The organism is Peribacillus sp. YIM B13481 (genome assembly GCF_042787985.1).
Taxonomy (GTDB): Bacteria; Bacillota; Bacilli; order Bacillales; family DSM-1321; genus Peribacillus; species Peribacillus simplex_A.
The window spans coordinates 36348-60645 of the sequence record NZ_JBHZPE010000025.1 but is presented as its reverse complement, the minus strand read 5'-3'; the positions used below and the strand labels follow the sequence as shown (position 1 = coordinate 60645).

The window sequence follows — 24298 nt, the reverse complement described above, 5'->3', positions numbered from 1 at the left end:
CTCCTCCTAACCTATGTCTATTGATATCATATGTCAAAAATCCACATAAAGGAAGCGTTTTCATGCATAGATATCCCTGTTGTAAAAACCCATAATTTAGTATGTGTGATATAATTTCACAATCTGGTATTTATAGTTGAAGACTTCGAGAGGGCACAAGATGAACAAATTCATTTTTGGTTTTCTGGTCATTTTAACGACTGCGTTAATGGGTTCTTCATTCGCTATAGGAAAAATTGGCTTAGCGTATACTTCCCCAATGTTACTTGCAGCGATTCGGTTCATCCTAGCAGGTTTCATCATGGCCATTGTCGTCAAGCTCATCAAACGCCCGCATCCAAAAAAGATCAAGGATTGGTCAAAATTGAGTATCATCGGTTTTTTCCAGACGGCTGGTGTAATGGGATGCATCTTTGTAGGTTTAAGGACCATTTCAGCCGGGGAACTTTCGATCTTGACATTCATGAACCCATTATTAGTGGTCATTTTTGGAACGCTATTTCTTAGAACGATTTACACCTTGCAACAATGGTCGGGAGTTTTGCTCGGTTTTATTGGCGTTTTTATCACAATGGGGGCACATCTTGATTTGAAGACCGGTACTCTTCTTGGATTAATGTCAGCCATTTCGTGGTCCATTGCGACCCTATTGATGAAAGTTTGGGGACATACCTTCGACACTTGGGTCATGTCAGCCTATCAAATGCTGTGCGGAGGTTTTCTCCTGCTCATTGGATCATTTCTTTTTGAACAGCCCTTTTTCAAGATTTCCCAGGCATCCATCCTTATTTTGTTATGGCTGGCCATCATGGCATCCATCGTTCAATTTTCTGTTTGGTATTTCCTATTACAAAAGGGGGATTCAGCCAAAACGAGCGCCTTTCTATTTCTAGCTCCCTTTTTTGGTGTCCTATCTGGCTACCTCTTGCTGGATGAGCCTGTTCACTGGTACGTTGCGGTTGGAGGTTCACTCATTTTCATCGGCATATTTTTGGTTAACTGGGAATCCCACCATACAGTGGAAAAGGCATGTAGAGTGGATTCTGCAAAATGAATATCCACTTTAATTTCAAGACGAGAAGGAGTTCAGGCATGTTTGCGGATTGTATCTGACTCCTGCAAAAAAAAGAGACAGCCGCTACGGCCATCCCTTTTCCCCAACTCATTCATCGACTACGATGTTTCCACCATAGAAAGTTACTCTCGTTAATGGAATCTCCAGTTCACGAGCCATTTTTTTCAACTCTCGCTCTTCTCTTTCCGTTACGATTGAAATAACAGTGCCATCTGCACCTGCACGCCCTGTTCTCCCTGATCTATGGATATATTGATCGATGTTGTCAGCCATATCAATATGAACGACTGCTGTGAGGCCTTTTATATCTAGCCCTCTTGCCGCTACATCCGTTGCGATCAACATCGGGGATTTTCCGGAACGAAGCTTGCGCAGCGCCTTCTCCCGGTCGACTTTATTGGATTCCCCGTGAAGCACACCCATTTCAACACCTTTATAACTCAGCTTTTCATGTAGGACGCTCAGCTCTGCTATATCGTTAAGGAAGGCAAGGGCCTTCACATCTTTAAGTCTTGTGATTTTCTCAAGAATCTTGGATTTTTCCCGTCTCTCTACAACAAAGTAAAGATGGTCCACTTTCGATTCCATTTTTTCATGCTTATCGACCTTTATCATTTCGGGTTCATTCATGAATCCTCTGGCCGCTTTTTCCGTTTCCTCTGGCAGGGTTGCCGAAAATACCATGATTTGCCGGTCTTTTAGCGTTGTTTTGATAATATTATTGATCGTTCCCATATGCTCTGGAGTGATCAATTGGTCACCTTCATCAAGTACAATCGTCTTAACTTCATGCATCTTCAATTTTTTTTGGGCAATCAATTCGTAAATCCGTCCTGGTGTTCCAGCAATGACCTGTGGATGCTTCTTCAGTTTGTCCAACTGCCTTTTTACATTAGCACCGCCGATGAATGCTGCACCATTTATACCGCTTCCCTCTGACCAAATGCGAATTTCTTCATTGATTTGCATGACCAGTTCACGTGATGATGCTAAAATCAAAGCTTGGGGCGATTTTTTTTCAGGATCTATCTTTTCTAGCAATGGCAGTAAATAAGCTAAAGTTTTTCCGGTTCCAGTCGGTGATTCAGCCAAGATGTCTTTTCCCTCAACAATCACGGGAATCGCTTTCGTTTGAATCGGGGTAAGTTGTCCGAACCCGGATTTTTTCCAGACCTCTTGTATATATGGTTTTCTATCGTTCACTAATGCAGGTAATTCGCTCATATCGTTCTCCTTTAATATAAAACTTTTCCTATCTTTCATAGTACCATTTATTCTTGTCCAGTAGCCACCGGAATACGAATTGTAACCGTCGTTCCTTTGTTTATCTCACTTTCAAAATGCATTTCCCCATCAAGGCGATGAACGATCTTCCGGCAAATCGCAAGCCCGATCCCTGTGCCCTTTTCCTTTGTCGAATAGAAAGGTTCACCAATCCGTTCAAGGCGCTCGGGTACCATTCCTATACCATTATCACTCACGCTGACTACAGCTTGATCATCGATGATTTGCAGCGACAGATCAATTTTCCCATTTCCGTCAATCGCTTCAATGCTGTTCTTGACAATATTGATTATCAACTGTTTAAGTTCGATTGTATCAGCCATAATATAAATCGGTACAGCGGTTTTAACCCTGAACCCCATCTCGATATTATTCAAATTCGTCTCTGCTTTCATTAACGTGAATACCTGTTGTAAACTGTCGGCAAGATCAACCCTTTGGAAAGCGACATCCTGTTTTTTTCCGAGAACCAACAGTTCACTCGAGATTATATTAATTCGATCAATTTCCTTTAACATGATATCAGAATGCAGCGGATTGACTTCCTTCGTCATATCCATTAACTGTACGAATCCTTTTAACGATGTCAGCGGATTCCTTATCTCATGTGCCACGGCCGCGGCCAGATGTCCGATTACGGATAGCTTTTCAGACATGATCATCAATTCCTCTTCGCGCCGTGATTCAGTAATATCCCTAACGATTGCATATACTCCAAGCAACTCCGCTTGTACGATGATCGGTAAAAAGGTTACACGGATTATCCGCTCTTCACCACTCTTATTCTGAATGGTCGTTTCGAATTTTACCGCCTCGCCTTTAAGGGACTGTATAAAGAAAACAGATACCTTTTCCCTTTCATTCCAGTTGATGAGATGCTTCGCATTCTTGCCTTTCAAATTGTCACTGTTATTACCTAACAGCTTTTCAGCTTCCGGGTTAATCGAAACGACATTACCTTCGAGATTCAGTTCAAGGACACAATCCGGGTTATGGTTGAACAGCGACTGATACTGTTCATCCTTCAGATTAAATTCCTGTTGGGACCTCAACATTTTCCCTGTCCAATACCTAATTATGAAGTATAAGAAAAGCCCGGTTATGAAAATGAAAATCCACCCTTTGGAATGTTGAAACATTGCATATATCTGAACATCTTCCTTTGCCTGTGTCATAGAGATATAATCCGTAACGATAATCCATAAGACCCCAATGATTATATATATAATAGCCACTTTACATGCAATTTTATGAGATTGGTTCATGTTTTATCCTTTGTATTGTTTTTTGGTTTATTATTCCCAAATCACTCAAAAAAAGCCCTCATGTTTTCAACATAAGGACTCTTTGGATATTGTATCATATATATTGCATTCATTGTTTCATATCTCTAAAAAATCCAGCACCATTTAACTGGACTGTTTCAAAGGATCAAGAGAGGTTTTTGATGGCCTGATTGAATTCCTCTTCTATATCTTTTGAAGGCTTGGCCGATAATAAGCTGAAGACAACCACCGCTATTGTACCAGCAATGAAACCGGGAATGATTTCGTATACTTCAGAGAACTTATCGATCATTTCCCAGATGATCACGGTTGCGGTACCGATAATCATTCCCGCCAGTGCTCCCCATTTCGTCATTCGCTTCCAGTACAGGCTTAACAAAATGACCGGACCGAAGGCCGCTCCAAAACCAGCCCATGCGTAACCCACCAGTTTAAGAATCGTACCACTGGGATTAAAAGCTAAAACGAGGGCTATGGCAGCAATTGCCAAAACGCCGAACCGTCCCACCAGCACTAATTCCTTATCCGATGCATTTGGCCGAATGAACTGCTTATAGAAATCATCCGTCAGAGCACTTGCCGAAACTAACAGCTGAGACGCAATCGTACTCATGACCGCTGCTAAAATCGCCGCCAACAAGAAACCTGTAATTAAAGATGGAAACAGTTCTTTTGCTAAAATGATGAAGACAGACTCTGCATTTCTTTCCCCTAAAGGACTGCCTGTCAGGTTAAAATAAGCAATCCCTACCAATCCGGTGAACATGGCTCCTACGATAGCAAAAATCATCCAGCCCATACCGATTCTTCGTGCACTTTTCAAATCTTTAACAGATGAAACCGCCATGAATCGAACGATTATATGAGGCTGCCCGAAATAACCAAGTCCCCATGCCAGAAGAGAAATGATGCTGATGGTTGATGTTCCTTCAAAAGCATGCAATAAATTCGGGTTAATCGATTTTATTTCATTGAAGGTAGGATCCCAGCCACCAATATTTACAATCGTGACAACTGGTACTAGAATTAACGCAATGAACATAATCGTGCCTTGTACGAAGTCCGTCCAGCTAACTGCCAGAAATCCACCAAATAATGTATAAAGAATAACGACGCTCGCCGTCAGCCAGATGCCCCACCGGTAATCCATACTGAAAGCCGAGCGGAAAAGCTCCCCGCCTGCTACCATCCCTGAAGATGTGTAAAAGGTGAAGAAAATTAAAATGACCGATGCTGATACCACTTTTAAAATCCGGGATTCATCTTTAAAGCGATTTCCCAGAAAGTCGGGAATCGTAATCGAATTGTCCGCTACTTCCGTATATGTCCGAAGTCGAGGCGCCACGAATAACCAGTTTAAATAAGATCCTGCACACAGGCCGACGACAATCCATCCAGCACTTAAACCGCTTATGTACATTGCACCCGGCAGACCCATCAATAGCCAGCCGCTCATGTCGGATGCGCCTGCACTCAGTGCAGTTACAGCTGGGCCCAAGTTCCGTCCACCAAGCATATAATCTGTTAAGTTGGCCGTTTTCCGATAGGCGAAATAACCAATTAATAGCATACCTACCATATATATCCCAATTGATATTATAATTCCATAATCCAAAAATGAATCCTCCTATTTCTTATTGGTTTTGTGATAATTATAGGTTAATTTTCATCTTGTAAGCTTATCAGAAAAAAAAACATATGTTAAGAAGTTCTTGCACCTTTCAACAATTTCACTTTCAATATAATTAAGATATAAATAAATTTGCGATTCATTTTATGAGATTAGATTATTAGGAGGAATACGCCCATGCAATCCTATATCGATCAGCCAGATGGAGTCTGTCCCTCTGTTTGCTCGCTTGACTGTCCTGATCAATGCGGTTTACTGCTGCACAAAAAAGACGGGAAAATCATTAAAGTCCTGGGGGACCCTGATCACCCAGTCACCAAAGGGAATATTTGCAACAAAGTCCGAAACATGACTGCCCGTCTATATGACCCCAATCGCTTAAAGCAGCCATTAAAGCGCATCGGCCCGAAAGGAGAAGGGAATTTCACTCCAATCAGCTGGGAAGAGGCCATTGATACAATCACTTCAAAGTGGAAAGACCTGATCGAAATGCATGGTCCGGAAAGCATACTTCCCTACAGCTTTTATGGAAACATGGGCAACCTCAGCGCAGAAGGGATGGATCGGCGTTTTTTTCACAAACTCGGTGCAAGCATGCTTGAGCGCTCCATCTGTAATGCGGCCGGCTCAGTCGGATACAGCTATACAATGGGTGGTTCATTCGGCATCGACCCTGAAGAAACGATTCATACAAAGCTTTTCATCTTGTGGGGCATTAACGCCGTGAGCACAAATATGCACCAAGTTACGCTTGCCCAGCAAGCCCGAAAAAACGGGGCCAAAGTAGTTGTCATTGACGTACATAAAAACCAAACCGGTAAGTGGGCAGATTGGTTCATACCGATTCTTCCTGGTACAGACACTGCCCTCGCCCTCGGTTTAATGCATATACTATTTGACGAGAATCTAGTCGATCAGCCTTTTCTCGATGAATACACAGTGGGTGCTGCTGAATTGCGCGAACACGTCCGCCAATATGAGCCTGCGACCGTCTCCGCGATTACTGGCGTTCCAATTGATGACTTATATGAATTAGCCAGGATGTATGGCACCACCACTCCATCATTCGTTCGCATAGGCAATGGCCTGCAGCACCATGACAATGGCGGCATGGCAGTGCGTACCATTGCCTGCCTGCCTGCACTTACCGGACAATGGATGGTGGAAGGCGGCGGAGCCATCAAAGGGAATTCAGGCTATCTTGCTTTTAATACAAATGCCTTAAGACGTCCTGATTTATTGAATAATAAAGCTACCCGGACCATTAATATGAACCAAATCGGTCAAGCTCTTTTGGAAAAGGATAACCCGATTAGATCCATGTTTGTATACGGCTCCAACCCAGCACTTGTCGCTCCGAATGCAAATAAAGTGAAGCAAGGTTTAATGCGGGAAAATCTATTCACAGTGGTCCATGACCTATTCTTAACCGAAACGGCCATGTATGCTGACCTTGTCCTCCCTGCCACATCATCTTATGAAACGGAGGATTTTTATAATTCATACTGGCATAATTACGTCCAAATACAAAAACCTGTAGTCAATAAATATGGCGAGTCGAAATCGAATGTTGAATTGTTCAAACTTTTGGCTGTTGGAATGGGCTTTGAGGAACAAGCTTTTAGAGATTCAGAGGAAGAAATGATACGGCAGGCGCTGGATTTTCCCGATAACCCGCATTTAGATGGCATCACCTATGACTCCCTATCAAGGAATCAATTTGTCAAAGCAAAGATGCGCCGGATATTCCCAGGTAAACTACCGACACCAAGCGGAAAAATCGAACTTTACTCCGATCGGATGAAACTGGATGGATACCAGCCTCTGCCAACATATACGCCAATCATAAAAGACAGTGACCTGCCATTTTTATTCATACCGGCACCTAATCACAACTTCTTGAATTCAACCTTTTCAAATAATGCCAAACATATCTCCTTGGAAAAGGAACCGAAGCTGCACATGAATGCCGCTGATGCCAAAAAATTAGGAATAGCTTCCGGAGATATGGTTAAAATTTGGAACGGACGCGGTGAATGTTTGCTCACCGCTGCTCCCGGTGAAAATGTGTTACCCGGCGTACTAGTCAGCCAAGGCTTATGGCAGAATACACCTGAGACCAAACAACACATCAATTCCCTTACCCCAGATCGCCTTTCAGATATGGGTAATGGCGCCGTTTTCTTTTCAGGACGGGTGGATCTTGAAAAAGTCCAGCAAAAGTAAATCGATGTCTAGCAATCTTTGAATATATCTACGATTTTCGGATTTTATCTGTGATTCTAGAAATATATCTACGATTTCCGGATTTTATCTGCGATTCTAGAAATATATCTGCTATTTCCGGATTTTATCTGCGATTTTCGAAATATATCTGCTATTTCCGGGATTTTATCTGCGATTCTAGAAATATCTTCACGATTCTGGCATTATAACTGCGATTCCACAAAAAAGGCTGTTCCCCAAGGAACAGCCTTTTCGTCAAGCTATTTACTCTTCATCAAACCAACCTGTTGGTTGAATATCCAAGTTGTTATTGATTTGCTTCACTTCCGTATAAGCCTCGTAACCAAAAGTGCCGAGTTCACGTCCATTTCCACTTTGCTTGAATCCTCCCCAAGGAGCTTCATTATAGGTCGGATGATATGAGTTTATCCACGTGATGCCGGCACGCACTTTTTTTATGACACGGTATGCTTTTGCGATATCATTCGTGAACACCGCTCCCGCTAAACCATATTTCGTATCATTGGCAAGTCGAAGAGCTTCAGCTTCATCCTTGAACTTTTGAACAACAAGCACTGGGCCAAAAATTTCTTCCTGTACAATACGCATATCCGGTGTCGTATCAACAAAAATGGTAGGTTCGACAAAATATCCCTTTTCCAAACCGTTTCCTTTAATTCTATTCCCACCGACGATTAACTTGGCTCCTTCTTCCTTTCCAATTTGGATATACGATAATATTTTGTTCATATGTGCCTCTGAAACGACAGGGCCCATTTGGCTCTTTTCATCAGATCCTGAACCTACTTTGATCTGTTTTGCCTTCGCGGTAAGACTTGCAATGAACTGATCGTAAATGGACTCCTCCAAAAGTAACCGGGAGCCTGCTGAACAAACCTGTCCTTGATTACAGAAAATCCCATATAGAGCATAATCCACTGCAGTCTCAAAGTCAGAGTCCGCAAATACGATATTAGGCGATTTCCCGCCGAGCTCCAATGTCACCTTCTTCAGGTTACCCAGTGAAGCCTCCATGATCTTACGTCCTGTTTCCGTTCCACCCGTAAAGGCTACTTTATCGATTTCCTCATGTTCGGCAATGGCCTGTCCGACAACTGGCCCCGCTCCTAACACAAGGTTTGCGACACCTTTTGGCAATCCGACCTCATCCATGATTTCAAATAGTTTGACCGCTGTCACTGGTGTAACCTCCGATGGTTTGAACACAACTGAATTTCCTGCAGCAAGTGCCGGGGCCAGTTTCCAGGCTGACATCATTAGAGGGAAATTCCAAGGAACGATCTGCCCGCATACACCGATCGGTTCCCTTACGACCATCGCTTGCTGACCATCAGGAACTTCGTAAGTCTGACCAGTCGGTTTTGTAGCCAACCCTGCATAATATCTAAAACAGGCTGCTGAATCATCTATGTCATAACGAGCCTCACGCAACGGTTTCCCATTATCCAATGTTTCCAACGCAGCAAGTTCTTCAGCCTTTTCTTCTATTTTATCGGCAATTTTGAATAAAATGCGAGCTCGCTCCACTGCCGGAGTACCCCACCATCCACCTTCATAGAATGCATATTTCGCTGCTTCGACCGCTGCATCCACATCTTCCTGTGTGCCTTCCGCAGCTGTAGCAATGACTTCTCCCGTGGCCGGATTCAATACATCCCTCTTTTCACCTGAAGTCGAATTCACCCATTTTCCATTGATGAACATCTTTAAGTCCAGTGCTCCCGTTCCTTCCTTTTTCGTGTTATTTTGTAAAGTTTCCTGCATCTAAATTCCTCCTCGGTTTTAAGTTTTCTACCTATATATAACATGAGCAAGATTCATGCCAGTTTGAAATAATAGGGAAATCACGTTTTCTTCCCCTTTCCGGTCAACCATTTAAATTCATCCGTGAATTACCTATTCATTTTTGCATACCACATGGGCAATCCTTCATCTCAGACTTTTTAAAGATTCCTAGAAAAATGAAATCCGCAGCTCAAAAAAAGAGATGAGCAGCTGCTCATCTCTTTTTTTGATTAATTTCGGTTAATAATGACCAGTTTCATTTCCGTCATTTCTTCAATGGCATATTTCAGCCCTTCGCGGCCCGTTCCGCTTTTTTTGACTCCGCCATATGGCATGTTGTCGACACGGTAAGTTGGGATATCATTAATGATAACACCGCCGACTTCCAATTTTTCTGCGGCAGAAAGAGCCAGATTGATATTTTCTGTGTAAATCCCGGCCTGCAATCCAAATTCGGAATCATTGACCAAATCAATCGCTTCCTCAACGGACGAAACCTTATTGATCAAAACAATGGGAGCGAAGACTTCCTGACATGATACCTTAAGCACTGCATCCACTTCCAGCAACACAGTCGGATGCAGGATATTCCCTTCAGATTTACCTCCTGCTGCAACAATCGCACCGTGTTGTCTAGCCTCACCGATCCAATCCAGGCTTCGCTGTACATCACCAGCGCTGATCAATGCCGAAATATCAACAGACGGGTCCAAAGAATCTCCAAGTTTCAAGCCATTTGTTGCTTCTATGAATTTTTTGACGAACTCATCATATACCTCTTCATGAACATATGCACGCTGTAAGGAAATACAGACCTGCCCTTGAAAAGCGAATGCTGCCGATACACAGCGTTGGATGATTTTGTCGATATTGATCCCTTTATCAACGATGACAGCCGCATTCGAACCTAGTTCAAGGCTCACTTTCTTTATTCCTGCCTTATTACGGATCCCGATTCCGACAGCCGGACTTCCAGTAAATGAAATGCTCTTCACCCGTGAATCGGTGACTAATTTATCACCAATAACCGAACCGCTTCCGGTAACTAAATTAAACGCACCTGCCGGCAAATCAGTTTCGGCTAATAGTTCAGCAAGAAATAGCGAAGATAGCGGTGTTTGGCTCGCAGGTTTCAGGACAAGTGTATTTCCGGCAGCAATGGCCGGGCCTACTTTATGGGCTACAAGGTTCATCGGAAAATTAAATGGGGTAATCGCACCCACAACGCCTAGAGGCTCACGGACTGTGTATCCTATCCTTCCTTCTCCGTCAGCTGTAGCATCCATCGTCAATGTTTCTCCATGAATCCTTTTTGCTTCCTCTGCTGCAAATTTATATGTGGCAATTGTCCGGGATACTTCAACCATTGCCGTTTTAATCGGTTTCGCTGCCTCTTTAGCAATAATTTCAGCTGCCTCATCTTGACGGCTTTCCAAAAGACTCGCGAGCTTTTCAAGTATGGCAGCGCGTTTATGACTAGGCAAAGCTGCCATTGTTTTTCTAGCTTGATAGGCTGATTCTATTGCCAACTCGACATCTTCAAGGCTTGCAGAAGGAATCTCCGCTAGAACTTCCCCGCTATAGGGAGACTTTAGTGTCGTGAACTTTTCAGCTTCTTGCCATTTACCATTAATGAATAATTTCTTTTTCAGCGTTTCCGTCATTACCATCACTTTCACCTCTTATAAAATTTCTTTTTCGACAGCAGTAAATGTCTCATCAAGGATTTCAATTATTCTTTCGACTTCCGATTTAGTAATAATTAAAGGTGGGGCGAATACGAGTGTATCTTGATCAAACGTAACAGACCGGCAAATCAAACCATTCTTCGCCGCTTCAGCAACCAGTCTTGGTGCAAGCTGTGTCTCAAAGCCTTCGCCTGTTTGTTTGTCCTTTACGATGGAGATGCCGCCAATTAATCCAAGTGCCCTGACATCACCAACAATCGGGTGTTTGCTTTGAAGCTTCTTGAAGCCTGCCAGCAACTCTTCACCACGCTGTTTCGAGTTTTCTATCAAGTTTTCACGTTCAATTATTTCAATATTTTTCAAAGCAACCGCACAAGCCATAGGATGGCCGCTGTATGTGTAGCCGTGTAAAAGCGTACCTTTTGAAAGGGCAATGAAATCCTGATGCATCTTATCATTCAGGACGACACCGCCTAACTGTGCATATCCGCTCGTCACACCTTTTGCGAAGCACATCATATCAGGTACAACACCAAAATGTTCAATCCCAAAATAAGTCCCTGTTCTTCCGAAACCTGTAATGACTTCATCCGTCACCATTAAAATGCCGTATTCATTACAAATCTCCCTTACTTCCTTAAAATAGCCTTCAGGAGGAAGGTTCACGCCACCGGCCCCTTGAATCGGTTCAGCGATAAATGCCGCAATCGTTTCTGGTCCTTCCTGTTCTATGACCTTACGCAACTCTTCAATGGAAGAACCGTCCACATGGTAAAAATCCGGTGCGATTGAATTCGTGAAGTCCCGGAACGGCTTCAGGCCAGTCGCACTTGTAGCTCCCATTGCCACTCCATGATAGGATTTCGAGCGGGAAATGATTTTTTGACGATTAGGCTGCCCTTTCAAAAGCCAGTAATGACGAGCAAGTTTGATGGCCGTATCATTCGACTCTGATCCACCTGAAGTGAAGAAAACTGCATTCAAATCCCCAGGAGCGATGGAAGCGATTTTGGCCGCCAACCGGATTGCCGGCTCATTGCTGAAAGTGGCGAAACTTGAGGTGAAAGCTAGCTTCGCCATTTGTTCCTTCGCGACTTCAGCCATCTCTTCTTGTCCATGTCCAATATTCACATTCCAAAGTGAAGCCATGCCATCAATGACTGTCCTGCCCGTGACATCCGTAAGATATATTCCCTTCCCTTCCTTAAAGATGAAACTTGGACCATCTGCCTGCTGTTGCTCGATTGCCGTAGTCGGATGAATAAAATGCTTTTTATCCAAATCGATTAATTCCTGAATATCCGTCTTCTCTTTAATCATGTAAAAAACACCCTTCTCATGTTATGGATTTTTTTCAAGCTAATTTATTTTTATATTTATATAAATAGATATAGCAAGATGCATGCCAAATTATATGAGTCTTATATTAAAGGTATTCAAGGTACAATGATTCATAATCAAATCATCACGAGCAGGTATTGATTCATATATAAATCATTCGATTCGTATTCAAATCATTAATCACCCCATCCATTACATTAAGTGCTAAATGACAGGCATATTGTCGAGTTTCAACGGCGACGATGTTTACAACCCGAATGATAATTACTCCAGCAAAGCAGAAACACTGGAAAAACTAGAAGAAACGAGCATGCTATGATCCTTGAAAGCAATCTAAAGGGAAATTCCCCAATGGGGGGCTTAAATGAATATGGACTTCTTGAATTGAATGCAAATTGGGCTGCCTCGCATTTTCCGTGTCCCTGGTAGAAATAGAAGATATATGATTCAAGTATTGCAATCCCTTGACCCCATTGGAGTTGGGGCTAAAGATCTGACTGATTGTTTACTCATTCAGCTGCGGGAGCTTGAGGATTACAATGAATTGGCATATACGATCGATAAAAAGCACTAACCGGATTCAGCAGAAAAACCTACAGGAAAACCATGAAGACCTCGGTATACCTGAATCCTCCAAAAGGCGCAGACTTTAAAATCAAAAAACTGACAACGTTAAAAGTGCAGCCAGTTTTTATTTTTAGTTTATCGGTGTTCACAAAGGCACTTACCAGGATCCCCGGAAATTATTGAATACGTACATTCAATAAGACTCTTCCAGAATATGTATCTTCCGAAAGAGCCTTCTATATTTCCACTGCTTCTTTCATTTACAACCACTTCGTGATGGCTGCAGGTCCGTTGCCTTCCCCTCCAACGTAAATGTGTCAACAGGATTAATCTTTTTAATCGCCCATAATGAATGAGTGCCTTCTGGTTTTTTCTCAGAAAACCATTTCCTCACAACAAAAACCCCTAAACCAGGGGCTTTATAACTTTGTTAAGATTAACTTTCCAATACCTGTGTAACTGATTTTCCCAAACCCTCCCCAGTTCACTCGAAGAGGATTCAGAATCCATGTCCTTCATTTATTATAAAAGTTTCATCTTTTACCCCATTTATCCTCGAAAATAAGTTCATCCATCGGCCTTCTTTTTTCCCAATTGGCAAGTTCAAGAATGGGTTTATCCGGATATTGATCCGTATAGCCAATTGACATGAGTGCAATGGGTTCTACATGCGGCGGAATCTCCAAAATGTCACGAATATCATTCTTCTTATAAAAGCTTACCCATCCCATTGCCAATCCTTCCGCACAGGCAGCCAGCCACATATTTTGAATTGCACAGGCCGTTGATAGGATATCCGTTTCCGGAATAGAGTTCCTCCCCAAAACATGGGAGCCGCCACGTGTCGGGTCACATGTTACACAAATGGTGTAAGGTGCTTCTTTTAACCCTTCCACTTTCAAACTAAGAAACTTATTTTCTTTACCCCCTTCATAATGAATAGCTAGTGCCCTTCTTTCTTTATCCGCTGCCCATGCCAAACTGTTCTTGGTTTCCTGAGATGAAATTACAATGAAACTCCAAGGCTGCATGAATCCTACAGACGGCGCATGATGTGCAGCATCCAAGATTCTGCGGAGTATATCCTTTGAAATGGGCTTGGGCAAAAAACTCCTGATATCCCTTCGGTTATAAATGGCTTTATATACGGCTGCTTGTTCTTCATTATTAAACATAATTTCCCCCCATGCTTCTGGCTCCCCAGAAATTTATCTAAAAATTCAATATGAATTTTACAGGTAAACCCTTACAATTAAAAGTGACTTTCCAGATATCCCTGGATTCAGCTCGTTCCGTCCACAACAAGATTCGCTCTTTCTTGCGGCCTTTGCGCGTCGACATATAGATCTTCATGAACCATCCAATTATCCTCCCACATTTGACGCGCATCTTCACCATCCCGCTCGAGGCCACGTTTCAAGCGCTGATCGCGGGGACATTCCACCCATATCGTGAAATCATGGGACCCTGCCAATTCTTTACGGATAGAATACGTCCCTTCAATAATGACAAGGCCTCCAGCAGGAACGATATGCCATTCGGCCATAGTGTCCGTTTCCCAATCATACCTTTGATACCTTGCATCATTCCCTACAGTAAGCGGTTTTAGGATTTGGTTAAAAACCCGTTCCCAATCACAATCCGCTCCAATCTGTTTTTGGGCTGGGGGCAACTGGATCCTTTTCGATGATGGCAAATAAAAATCGTCCATATGAACGACTGCGCTACCTGGACACTTTGCATGGATAAGGGAAGCGAGTGTACTTTTTCCAGACCCGCCCCGACCATCGATGGCCATAATATATGGAGATCTTTTTTGGGAAATTTCGTGAATTTCAGCAATAAGATTTTTAATCGTATACTGTCCATTAAGTGTTGGAAAGTTCATAAGCATTCCTCCTATACTACTTATTTCTATTCGTCCTCCCTTATATTCCTTCCTTGTGGGGATAAAATGAAAAAAACTAAGAAGAAGGTGCTAGTAATGAACAGAATCCAATTTGCCGCCATTTTCGATATGGACGGCACCTTGTTTCAAACAAACAAGATATTAGGTTCTTCACTTGAAAGAACATTTGAGATACTTCGATCAGAAGGGAGCTGGACAGGGAATACCCCGCTTGCCAAGTATCAAGAGATTATGGGCGTCCCGCTGACAGTCGTATGGGAAACTCTATTACCTAAGCATCCCGATCATATTCGCCGACAGGCTGACCAACTTTTTTTAGATTGCTTGATTCAAGAAATCAAACAAGGGAATGGTCAGCTTTTCCCCCTCGTCATGGAGACCTTGTCAACGATCAAACAGCTTGGAATTTCCATTTTCATTGCTAGCAACGGTCTAGTAAAGTACCTGGAAGAAATCTGTTCTTATTTTGGGCTGCATGAATTCGTTACGGACATATATAGCGTGGAAAGGTCCTCGAAAGGCTCGAAGACCGAATTAGTGCAAATGTTGTTGAAAGACTATCGAATTGATAGCGCCATTGTGATTGGGGATCGAAAATCCGACATCGAGGCAGCAAAGAAAAATGGCTTATCGGCTGTAGGCTGCCAATTTGGATTTGCCGAAGAAAATGAATTGGCTGATGCTGATCTGTTCATCGCAGATTTTTCTGAACTTCAAGCTTACCTTTCAAAATGGATACTAAAGTCCGCTCACCAATAGCTTTTCCTGTTCTGCAAGCATCACGGCTATCTTATCCTGGATTGCCGTAATGCCCTTTTCTTCCATGAAATTATTCACGATGATCGAAAATATGACTCTTTCCCCTCTTTTGGTCGTCACATAACCTGATAGAGAGCTCGTTCCTGAAATGGTCCCTGTTTTCGCACGAACGTTCCCAGCTGCATTTGTCCCTTTCATTCTCTTTCTAAGCGTACCGCCTACCATCCGCTTTTCATTTCCTGCAATCGGCAAAGCGTTCAAGTAAGCAGGAAACCACGTTTTCTCCTGTACGGCATATAGCAGTTTCGTTATTTCATTCGCTGGAATCATATTGACTTGGGATATGCCAGATCCATCACGCATCTTGATTGTTTGCATATTGAGACCCAAACCCTTCATTTGATTTCGAGCGACCTTCAAACCATCCTTCCAGCTTCCCTTCCCTACTGCTTCTTTGCCCATTTCTTTCACCAAAACCTCAGCATGGCCGTTATTGCTCAATTTCATGAAAGGAATAAGCAGTTGTGAAAGTGGCATGGACTGATGAGTGGCGATCAAGTCCGCTCCTACAGGGGCTTTTCCTTTTTTCCTTTTTCCCAACACTTTAATTCCATGTTTCTTCATTGACTTTTCAAATAGGCTCAGGGCATATTCTGTGGGATCTTTCACTGAGATCCATTCTTCGGTCACCCCGGCATGCTCCGGAATGGTCCCGGTGATTGTAATGACATCTGTGCCATGAGACCGTTCAACTTCAATTTCCTGTTTGCCGTCTGCCGCTACTGTTTTCGTTTTGTTGATGATCTTCACGTAATCCGTTTCAGGCTTCAGCATCACCTTTGCCATTTTTCCAGCCTTTTCCCCGGGGGTTATCTCCACGATAATGGTACCGGTATCGTAGTCATCATTCGGGGAAGCGGTTAAAGCTGAAACAGCTGCTCCGTAATATTCCTGTTCATCGCTCCAGACCAAGTCTCGGGAATAACGGATATCATCATACCAAGAATCATCCCCTATAAGATCTCCATGAACGAGCTTAACTTGCTTGTGCTTCAGTGACGATGCCAGCTCATCAAAATCCTTTTCCAATAATGTTGGATCTCCTTTTCCCTTCAGATAAACATTCCCCTGCAGAACATGGCCAACCTGCACCCCTTTTATGTATAGTTCCGTTTGAAAAACATGATCTTCCCCTAATGTTTCCAGCGCAGCTGCTGCAGTCAAAAGCTTAAGGTTCGAAGCAGGCCGCAATCTAGTTTGCGACCCTCGTTCATAAATCATTTCCCCCGATTCCGCTGATCGGATGGAAATTCCCGTTAACGCCCCTGCCAACCCTGGTGAATCATCCAAAATTTGTTGAATTTCCTGTCCTAGGTTTCCATCATCATTCGCAGCCTGCATCGATTCTCCATTAAAAAAACAAATCAAAAACAGGAAGAATATAAAACTCAACTTCCTTTTATATGTCAAACCTATCACTCCCACTCTAAAAACTCACCACCTCTATCTTGTCCATTTTACGGTCATTTAAAAAAGAAAATATCCACATGATGGTCTCTATTTATACATACTCAAGAAAGGCAGGATTATTCGACCGCCATTCAATGGAATCCAATTGGCGATCCTTACTTCATGATTCATTTACATGTACGATTACAGGGAACTTTTTTGAATGATAATCCGTATAAGTATAAAGACATAGTAAGGAGTGAATATATGTATTCAAAGATACAGCCACCAACGAAGAAAATTTCCAAAGAATCCGTGAAGGTATGGCGGATGACCGAAGCCATTACCAACTTCATTACCCTCGCCGTCTTTTGCATCCTATTATATGTTGATGATTATTTCGCTTGGAAAGAATGGATTGGATGGATTTTATACGGACTTATCACATTATCTTTTTTCCATGCAATCTGGTCCATCTTCATTGAACCAATCTTGTTGCAAAAGTATTGGCGTTACGACGTGAACGAAGAATTCATTCAAACAAAACGCGGAGCTTGGAGTGAAACGCATGAACTCATTCCGATGACGAAGGTTCAGTCCGTCAAATTGAACCAAGGCCCGTTTTTGCGAAAATATAACCTTTATTCACTAAGTATCGGAACAATGGGGGACTCACATGACATACCTGCCATCCCCGAGAAAGAAGCGTATGAATTACGAGATAAAATTGCCCATTTCGCTAAAATTAAGGAAGTGGATTAACAATGGAAGAACATGTAAAACGATTACACCCTTTCAAAATCCCCTTCGAATTATGGAAATTGCTGAAAGGGAATGTGTTTTTCATAATCATGCTTTATGTCCTAAACTTCGGTTCTGAAAAGATGTATATGAAGGTACTCCAAATCGTTTTTTTAGTTTATCTGATTTGGAATGTCCTTTCTATCATCCTTAAATGGTATACGTATAAATATCAAATCAAAGAAGGAACCATTTATATTACCTCAGGGATCATTTCGAAATCTTATCGAACGGTCCCGCTTCATAAGGTACAGAATGTTCAACAACGTACGACGGTATTCCATAAGATTTTCCGCTTAACCTCTTTAACATTCGAAACAGGGATGACTGGTGATCAGGGTACCTTACCTTTTGAGGTTATTTCCCGAAAAGAGGCCGAACGGCTTGAGGGGGAATATTCTTCAAAACAGGAACTTCAGGTTATCGAATTGGATAGCCCCGAAGAACGAATAGCGGAGGATATGGAACCAATTGAAAAAACGATCCATTTCACGCCAACTAAACAGGATGTGCTGAAAGCTTCCTTTACATCACTCAGCTTTTTGGCTCTTATCCCAATTGTAGCTACGTTATATAATACACTCGATGATTTTATCAATTTGGAGAATGCCGAAGGGTTCTTTGCCAAGTTATTGGATACGTGGTGGATCATAACCATCGTTCTTGTCGGCCTCATATGTATAGCCGTTGCCTTCGGAATCATTTCCACATTCGTTAAATATGGAAAATATGAAATTTCATCCGATCACGATCGTATATATATCAAGAAAGGTCTACTGGATGAATCTGCTTTTTCCATTCAGAAAGAAAAAGTACAAGCTGTCGAAATCTCCCAATCAATCATTAAAAGGGTGCTAGGCTTGGCAGAAGTGAAACTGATCAGCGCAGGAAGTACGGGTGATGAAGAGCTAGAAACAAATACTCTCTATCCTTTTTTATCGATTGAAATGGCATATGGAATGGTAGAAGAGATTTTACCCGCTTACAAAGTGGAACGGTCAATGGAGTCGCTATCGAAGCAGGCCTTCAAAATCCGAATGCTGCGGCCCAGCTTTTTCTGGATTCTCACAACAGTGGCAATCTATTATTTCAAACCCTCCCTATGGTATATATCGCTGATTTTACTCGCCATCATTTATACATTGAGAATTCTAGATTACAAAAATAGCCGTTACTTGTTAAATGATGAGTTTATTCAGTTTAAGTCCGGAAGTTTGGAAACATCACTATTCATTACCAAAAGAAGCAGGGTCATTCAAATTGAGGTGGAACGTACGAAGTTGCAAAAGCTTTTCGGGCTTGCCTCAATCGAAACGATCAACCGCTCCAAGCCTGTGCACCATACAAAGCTCCAAGATGTATCCGTTGAATATGCTGACGAGTTTTACACATGGTATACGGGCAGGACAAAAAATATCCAAGTCGAATAAGATTCAATGATTGGAAGAGTTGACTATAGCGGTCAGCTCTTTTTTTTCATCTATATTCCACTCCATGCCAACTGCAGAATACCTTATATTTATGTTGGAGATTCCGACAAAATTAATATTGGCAATTTTCCAACTTCAATCTTCAAAAAAGGGAAAACAGACCGAAATATCTATAGAAGCCAAAATTAATTAGAGATATATAATGAGGATTGTCCATATGAAAAGACTGAAGGACTGATATTTTAATTCGCTAAAAAAACAAATATTGATTCCCTTTTTAGCTTTGATCATGATAAGCGGAATGGCCATCTCCTACATGAGCTATAAAAATAGTATCGATATGACGACCCAGGTACTTACCGGAACGACGGAAGAGCAAGTAAAGTCAATGAATGATTCTTTCGAAATCTTCTTTCAAAAAACGGAGAATCAATTGGATAGGATCGGTAAGTATCCTATCATGAGTAGTTCTGATAAGTACCCAGAATCCATAATGGATGAGTTTTCCCATACACAGTCAAGCAGTTCCGAAATAAATGGTTTATACCTCGGCACTGAGAAAGATGGAAAAACATTAATATTCCCAAAAGCTGAATTGCCGGCTGACTTCGATCCAAGACAAAGGGATTGGTATCAATCCGCATTGAAACAAAAAAACAAGACCATTTGGACGGAACCTTATACAGATCGGGCGACGAATACACTTGTCATCACGGCAGCAAAAGCCATATATGATGGAGATGAATTAATAGGCGTGATCGGCGTCGACATTTCGATCGATACATTGATCACGATGATTAATCAAACGAAATTCGAAAAAACTGGCTATACCGTTTTGCTTGATAAGAAAGGGTTATTCGTTACACATCCTGACAAGAAAAAAATTCAACAGGATATATCAAAGGAAAATATCTTCAGAAAAATGAAAAGTGAATCCGGTTCAATGATAGAGGAATATGAAGGGCAAAGCCGGATCATCGGATACGCCACCAATCCAACCACTGGATGGCGAATTGCTGGAGTAATGGAAGAAAATGAAGTGATAGCCCATGCAAGCCCGATGATAATCGGTAATATCATCACAATGTTAATCGTCATACTGTCACTGCGCTATTTGCCATCTTCATAACCCGTTCTTTAACAACTCCCATTAAAAAGCTGCAAGAATCCATTCGGAAAATGGCTGACGGCGATTTCACACCCAGGACTTCCATTCCCGGAAAGGATGAGATTGGGCAACTTTCAGAAGACACCAACATAATGACCAGGAATATGAGCCATATGTTAGGGGTTGTCAACAACCTTTCCGATAAAGTATCCGATTCATCCATGACACTGGTGGCTAGTGCAGATGAGAATTCAGCGGCAGCTAACGAGGTGGCCCTGACGATGGAACAAATAGCGGCCGGTGCCATCGACCAAATTGAAGTAGGGCAGAATAACGAAAGGGCTGTAAAGCTTTTGGCTGACAAAATCAATGATCTTGAAGCGCAAGCGAGCAATATGGCCACGGAATCCGAAAATATCTTCAAGGCTTCCGAAAACGGAATCACTCAAGTGCAAGGCCTAAAACGGCAATTCAATGAAACTTCCATAATATCCAACAAGATGAGTACGGCAGTCAAATCTTTGGATGCACGGTCAAATGATATCAATGCGATTGTAAAGACCATAAGCGGAATTGCCGGACAAACTAATTTACTCGCTCTGAATGCTGCCATCGAAGCAGCCAGGGCAGGTGAACATGGAAAAGGGTTTGCAGTTGTTGCCGATGAAGTGAAAAAACTGGCCGAACAGACGAAAAACTCACTAAAGGAAATCTCGGAAATCATTCAAGCCATGCAAACCGATACAACCAATACCGTTGATTTGATTGACCAAGTCAATCAAAAAATCCATCTTCAGGATACTTCTGTAACGGATACGGAAAATGCCTTCAGTCACATTGCATCCATTATCGCGAATACATTCAGCAATTTTGACGAAATAAAAAAGATGATGAACGAAATGGTATCCGAGGTCACACGGATGGCGAGTAATGCAGAACAATTAAACTCGATCAGCCAGGAAACTGCGGCAGGAACTGAAGAAGTATCTGCTTCCGTAGAACAAACGAATGCTTCCATGGAACAATTAAATGCCCTGGCTAGTGAATTGGATGCCCTATCCCAGGATATGCACAAGGAAATACGGAAATTTACATTCTAATCAAAAAAAGGACGGGCCCTAACGGGATCCGTCCTTTTTTAACTTACAACTTAAAGAGGTCTTCTACTGTTCGTTAGCGTTTCATCGGTCTCTGTAATTCCTGAGTAGGAAGAGTTGGGTTTACTCGCATCCGAATCGACTAACACAAGCAGCTTACCACCCTTAACATCCGCTTCATAACGATTCGCCTCTTCTTCAGGTATGCCCATACCGATTAATGTACCGGCCAATCCTCCAGTACCTGCACCTACAGCCGCTCCGGCTAATGTGGCAGCAAGCGGCCCAGCTGCAAGTACCGGTCCGATTCCCGGAATCGCCAGTGCACCCACACCTGCCAATAATCCGGCAGCACCGCCCAAAATTCCTCCGGTCGCCGCACCGGCTGCAAGTCCCTCTTCAACCTTTGTACCCGTTTCTTCATTCACTGTCTTTAATTCTTCTTTATCTTTCGCAACTACTGAAATATCTTCACGGTTATATCCTTGTGCCTGCAATGACTCAACAGCCTTAATGGCTTCTTCTCCAGTTTCATATACACCAATTATACGTTTATCCATATTTATCATCCTCCTTAAAGAATGTAAATTGTCGCTCCCCCTTTACATACCCCGTGGGAAGAAAAGGTTAAACGTTTTTTAACAAGAAAATATTTTTGAGTTAACCCTTACTAAGAAAGGGTATATATACTAATAGTATGCATATTTTTAGGGGGTTTTCTTTTTGCTAATCGAGTTACTTAAGGATTTAGTATCTATTGATAGTTCATCGAAAGAAGGAGCCAACGAAGCAGTTGAATACTGTGCGAACTGGCTTAAAAAACAAGGAATTACCGTAAATGTGATCGTCAATAACGGTTATAAAATGCTTGTTAGCGAGATTGGCAGCGGAGATAAAACCGTAATTTGGAATGGCCATGTGGATGTTGTCAGCGGGACGCCTGATCAATTTTTCCCTGAAGTTCATGAAGGAAATTTATATGGACGCGGGGCAGCCGATATGAAAGCTGGGCTTGCAGGGATGATGTGTGCATTTACCGAACTGAAAGATAAGGGCCTAGGTTTGAAAATCCAGCTTCAGATTGTATCAGATGAAGAAATTGGCGGGTTGAACTGTTCTGGATATTTAGCGAAACATGGTTACAGAGGGGACTTCGTAATATGCGCTGAACCGACACAATTGGGAATCGGTCTCCAGGCAAAGGGTGCACTTCGACTCGATATTGAAGTATCCGGCAAATCCGCACACGGAAGCCGACCATGGGAAGGCGTAAATGCAATCGAAAAGGCCTATAATCTCTATCAAAAAATAAAGGAACTTCCTTTCACCCGGGATCATACCCCCCTTTACTCTTCCCCTTCAATTAACCTAGCAAAAATAAAAGGTGGGGATGTCTACAATAAGGTACCGGATGCGTGTTTGCTCAGTCTTGATATCCGCTATCTTCCTACGCAAACAATGGAAGAGATCATTGCTCAGATCGAAAGTGTGACAGGAAAGAATCTCCACCTTAATATGTACAGTAAACCTGTAAAAACAGAAGAGTCAGACCCATTCATCACACTGCTTCGCCCGATTATCGAAAAGAACACCCATCGAGATGCTGTCATTTTTGGACAACATGGCTCCGCAGATACCGTCTTTTTTGCGGCATATAATATACCAGCCATTGAATTCGGACCTAAAGGTGAGAACTGGCATGGAGATAGGGAATGCGTTAATCTTGAATCTGTGGCAGTATATCAAAAAATGCTAGTCGATTTCGCTTCTGAATTTTCTTTAACTTAATCCATTTGGATGTTAACATCCGGCATCATTAGATGTCGGATTTTTCATTTCCTAAAAATCCTCTCTCACTAAAATATACAGCAGGTATTTGTCTATTATTGCGTTGTATTTTTACAAAATATACAGGACTTTAAAACTAAGTATTAATCAACCATTTTTTATATAATTAAACAAAATATGCCATGATATCAACATTATTAAACAAAAAAAACGCTCATACTGACATAATAAATATACATTTCCATTTAATGGACAAGTCCTTTAGACCTAGTTTACATTACATTTATTTATCAACGGAAACGTTTTTGTAACACAATTACTATTCCACCGAAACATTATTGTCATATATACCTGTTATTCTAAGTCTACGATTTAAAACAAAGGAGACTATTCATTTTGAAAAAAATACTACTTCCAATATTCACTGCTTTCTTGCTGGTATTTAGTTTTTCCGGAGTTTCATCGGCTGCTACTACTACATACAAAGTTAAAAGCGGCGACACACTATGGGGTATCGCCAATAAACATAATATAACAGTCAATCAACTCAAAGGTTGGAACAACCTGAAAAAAGATAACATCCATCCAAATCAAGTTTTAAAGGTTAAGAAAACTTCGACCTCTGCTAAACCTAAAGCTAAAGCTAAAACAACATCATCCAAGAAATATAAAACGATCACCGTCAATGCGACAGCTTACACAGCGAACTGCAAAGGTTGCAGCGGTATTACAGCATCAGGTCTTAACTTAAAGAAAAACCCTAACGCAAAAGCAATCTCAGTCGACCCTAAGGTCATTCCGCTAGGAACTAAAGTTCATGTAGAAGGATACGGGGAGGCCATTGCCGCAGATAAAGGCGGCGCAATCAAAGGAAATAAAATTGACGTCTTCTACTCTTCTCACTCAAAAGCAATGAATTGGGGCAGAAAAACGGTTAAAGTAAAAGTCTATAAATAATGATAAGTGCCAGCCTGATATCTTTCAGGCTGGTCTTTTGTTTTTTCCATTTACACACTTTAAAACAGCTAGTTTACCCTTAAATGATAAACATTTA

21 protein-coding genes are annotated in these 24298 nt (G+C 42.0%); 10 read left to right on the top strand and 11 right to left on the bottom strand.

Features of this window, described 5'->3' with window-relative positions; genetic code table 11:
* The first annotated feature begins 160 nt into the window (after positions 1 to 160).
* Positions 161 to 1054, top strand: coding sequence for a DMT family transporter (locus ACFX4X_RS15165; protein ID WP_377384557.1), 894 nt, complete (start codon positions 161 to 163; stop codon positions 1052 to 1054).
* Positions 1055 to 1162: 108 nt separating this feature from the next.
* Here the strand turns inward: ACFX4X_RS15165 and ACFX4X_RS15160 are convergent, their stop codons facing one another.
* From ACFX4X_RS15160 to putP, 3 genes are all read right to left on the bottom strand, one after another.
* Positions 1163 to 2299 carry a DEAD/DEAH box helicase gene (locus ACFX4X_RS15160; RefSeq protein ID WP_061461466.1) on the bottom strand — a complete coding sequence of 379 codons (1137 nt, stop codon included), beginning with the start codon at positions 2297 to 2299 and terminating at the stop codon, positions 1163 to 1165.
* Between the two features lie 47 nt (positions 2300 to 2346).
* Positions 2347 to 3624, bottom strand: coding sequence for an ATP-binding protein (locus ACFX4X_RS15155; RefSeq protein ID WP_284471891.1), 1278 nt, complete (start codon positions 3622 to 3624; stop codon positions 2347 to 2349).
* Positions 3625 to 3790: 166 nt separating this feature from the next.
* Positions 3791 to 5260 carry a sodium/proline symporter PutP gene (gene putP / locus ACFX4X_RS15150; RefSeq protein ID WP_284471892.1) on the bottom strand — a complete coding sequence of 490 codons (1470 nt, stop codon included), beginning with the start codon at positions 5258 to 5260 and terminating at the stop codon, positions 3791 to 3793.
* 192 nt (positions 5261 to 5452) lie between these two features.
* On the opposite strand from putP, the gene ACFX4X_RS15145 reads away from it, so the two are divergent.
* The gene (locus ACFX4X_RS15145) at positions 5453 to 7501 is read left to right on the top strand and encodes a molybdopterin oxidoreductase family protein (RefSeq protein ID WP_377384554.1); all 2049 of its coding nucleotides are present in this window, start codon (positions 5453 to 5455) and stop codon (positions 7499 to 7501) included.
* A 264-nt stretch (positions 7502 to 7765) separates the two neighbouring features.
* On the opposite strand, the gene ACFX4X_RS15140 is transcribed toward ACFX4X_RS15145, so the two are convergent.
* The 3 genes from ACFX4X_RS15140 to ACFX4X_RS15130 all read right to left on the bottom strand — a co-directional run bounded on the left by ACFX4X_RS15140 (position 7766) and on the right by ACFX4X_RS15130 (position 12315).
* Positions 7766 to 9286 carry an aldehyde dehydrogenase family protein gene (locus ACFX4X_RS15140; protein WP_284471893.1) on the bottom strand — a complete coding sequence of 507 codons (1521 nt, stop codon included), beginning with the start codon at positions 9284 to 9286 and terminating at the stop codon, positions 7766 to 7768.
* A 251-nt stretch (positions 9287 to 9537) separates the two neighbouring features.
* Positions 9538 to 10971: an aldehyde dehydrogenase family protein gene (locus ACFX4X_RS15135; protein ID WP_089362639.1), complete on the bottom strand. Its 1434-nt coding sequence runs from the start codon at positions 10969 to 10971 to the stop codon at positions 9538 to 9540.
* Positions 10972 to 10989: 18 nt separating this feature from the next.
* The gene (locus ACFX4X_RS15130; RefSeq protein WP_377384552.1) at positions 10990 to 12315 is read right to left on the bottom strand and encodes an aminotransferase family protein; all 1326 of its coding nucleotides are present in this window, start codon (positions 12313 to 12315) and stop codon (positions 10990 to 10992) included.
* 463 nt (positions 12316 to 12778) lie between these two features.
* Between ACFX4X_RS15130 and ACFX4X_RS15125 the strand changes: the two genes are divergently transcribed.
* The gene (locus ACFX4X_RS15125; protein ID WP_377384550.1) at positions 12779 to 12910 is read left to right on the top strand and encodes an RNA polymerase factor sigma-54; all 132 of its coding nucleotides are present in this window, start codon (positions 12779 to 12781) and stop codon (positions 12908 to 12910) included.
* A 249-nt stretch (positions 12911 to 13159) separates the two neighbouring features.
* Here ACFX4X_RS15125 and ACFX4X_RS15120 read toward each other — a convergent pair whose 3' ends face one another.
* The 3 genes from ACFX4X_RS15120 to ACFX4X_RS15110 form a co-directional block, all read right to left on the bottom strand.
* A complete protein-coding gene (locus tag ACFX4X_RS15120; RefSeq protein ID WP_377384548.1) occupies positions 13160 to 13297 on the bottom strand; it encodes a hypothetical protein in 138 nt (45 codons plus the stop codon).
* 139 nt (positions 13298 to 13436) lie between these two features.
* Complete coding sequence (bluB, locus tag ACFX4X_RS15115; protein WP_061461453.1) at positions 13437 to 14078, bottom strand: 5,6-dimethylbenzimidazole synthase; 642 nt, start codon at positions 14076 to 14078, stop codon at positions 13437 to 13439.
* A 107-nt stretch (positions 14079 to 14185) separates the two neighbouring features.
* Positions 14186 to 14791, bottom strand: a complete 606-nt coding sequence (locus tag ACFX4X_RS15110; RefSeq protein ID WP_284471895.1) for a uridine kinase family protein — start codon at positions 14789 to 14791, stop codon at positions 14186 to 14188.
* A gap of 96 nt (positions 14792 to 14887) precedes the next feature.
* Between ACFX4X_RS15110 and ACFX4X_RS15105 the strand changes: the two genes are divergently transcribed.
* Positions 14888 to 15571, top strand: a complete 684-nt coding sequence (locus tag ACFX4X_RS15105; RefSeq protein ID WP_375166261.1) for an HAD hydrolase-like protein — start codon at positions 14888 to 14890, stop codon at positions 15569 to 15571.
* Here ACFX4X_RS15105 and dacB read toward each other — a convergent pair.
* A complete protein-coding gene (gene dacB, locus ACFX4X_RS15100; protein WP_284471896.1) occupies positions 15551 to 17041 on the bottom strand; it encodes a D-alanyl-D-alanine carboxypeptidase/D-alanyl-D-alanine endopeptidase in 1491 nt (496 codons plus the stop codon). The two genes, ACFX4X_RS15105 and dacB, sit on opposite strands and share 21 nt — an antisense overlap.
* Positions 17042 to 17287: 246 nt before the next feature.
* Here dacB and ACFX4X_RS15095 point away from each other — a divergent pair, with 246 nt between their 5' ends.
* From ACFX4X_RS15095 to ACFX4X_RS15080, 4 genes are all read left to right on the top strand, one after another.
* Positions 17288 to 17782 (top strand): PH domain-containing protein, encoded by a 495-nt coding sequence (locus tag ACFX4X_RS15095; RefSeq protein WP_061461445.1) that lies wholly within the window; start codon positions 17288 to 17290, stop codon positions 17780 to 17782.
* Positions 17783 to 17784: 2 nt separating this feature from the next.
* Positions 17785 to 19251 (top strand): PH domain-containing protein, encoded by a 1467-nt coding sequence (locus tag ACFX4X_RS15090; protein ID WP_377384545.1) that lies wholly within the window; start codon positions 17785 to 17787, stop codon positions 19249 to 19251.
* Between the two features lie 316 nt (positions 19252 to 19567).
* Positions 19568 to 20380 (top strand): cache domain-containing protein, encoded by an 813-nt coding sequence (locus tag ACFX4X_RS15085; RefSeq protein WP_377384543.1) that lies wholly within the window; start codon positions 19568 to 19570, stop codon positions 20378 to 20380.
* 131 nt (positions 20381 to 20511) lie between these two features.
* Entirely contained in the window at positions 20512 to 21459 is a 948-nt protein-coding gene (locus tag ACFX4X_RS15080) for a methyl-accepting chemotaxis protein (RefSeq protein ID WP_377384564.1), read from the top strand.
* Between the two features lie 50 nt (positions 21460 to 21509).
* Here ACFX4X_RS15080 and ACFX4X_RS15075 read toward each other — a convergent pair whose 3' ends face one another.
* Positions 21510 to 22016, bottom strand: coding sequence for a general stress protein (locus ACFX4X_RS15075; RefSeq protein ID WP_089362590.1), 507 nt, complete (start codon positions 22014 to 22016; stop codon positions 21510 to 21512).
* 163 nt (positions 22017 to 22179) lie between these two features.
* On the opposite strand from ACFX4X_RS15075, the gene ACFX4X_RS15070 reads away from it, so the two are divergent.
* Both ACFX4X_RS15070 and ACFX4X_RS15065 read left to right on the top strand, forming a co-directional pair.
* The gene (locus ACFX4X_RS15070; protein WP_377384540.1) at positions 22180 to 23244 is read left to right on the top strand and encodes a M20 family metallopeptidase; all 1065 of its coding nucleotides are present in this window, start codon (positions 22180 to 22182) and stop codon (positions 23242 to 23244) included.
* 396 nt (positions 23245 to 23640) lie between these two features.
* Positions 23641 to 24201, top strand: a complete 561-nt coding sequence (locus tag ACFX4X_RS15065; RefSeq protein ID WP_377384538.1) for a 3D domain-containing protein — start codon at positions 23641 to 23643, stop codon at positions 24199 to 24201.
* Positions 24202 to 24298: the final 97 nt, after the last annotated feature.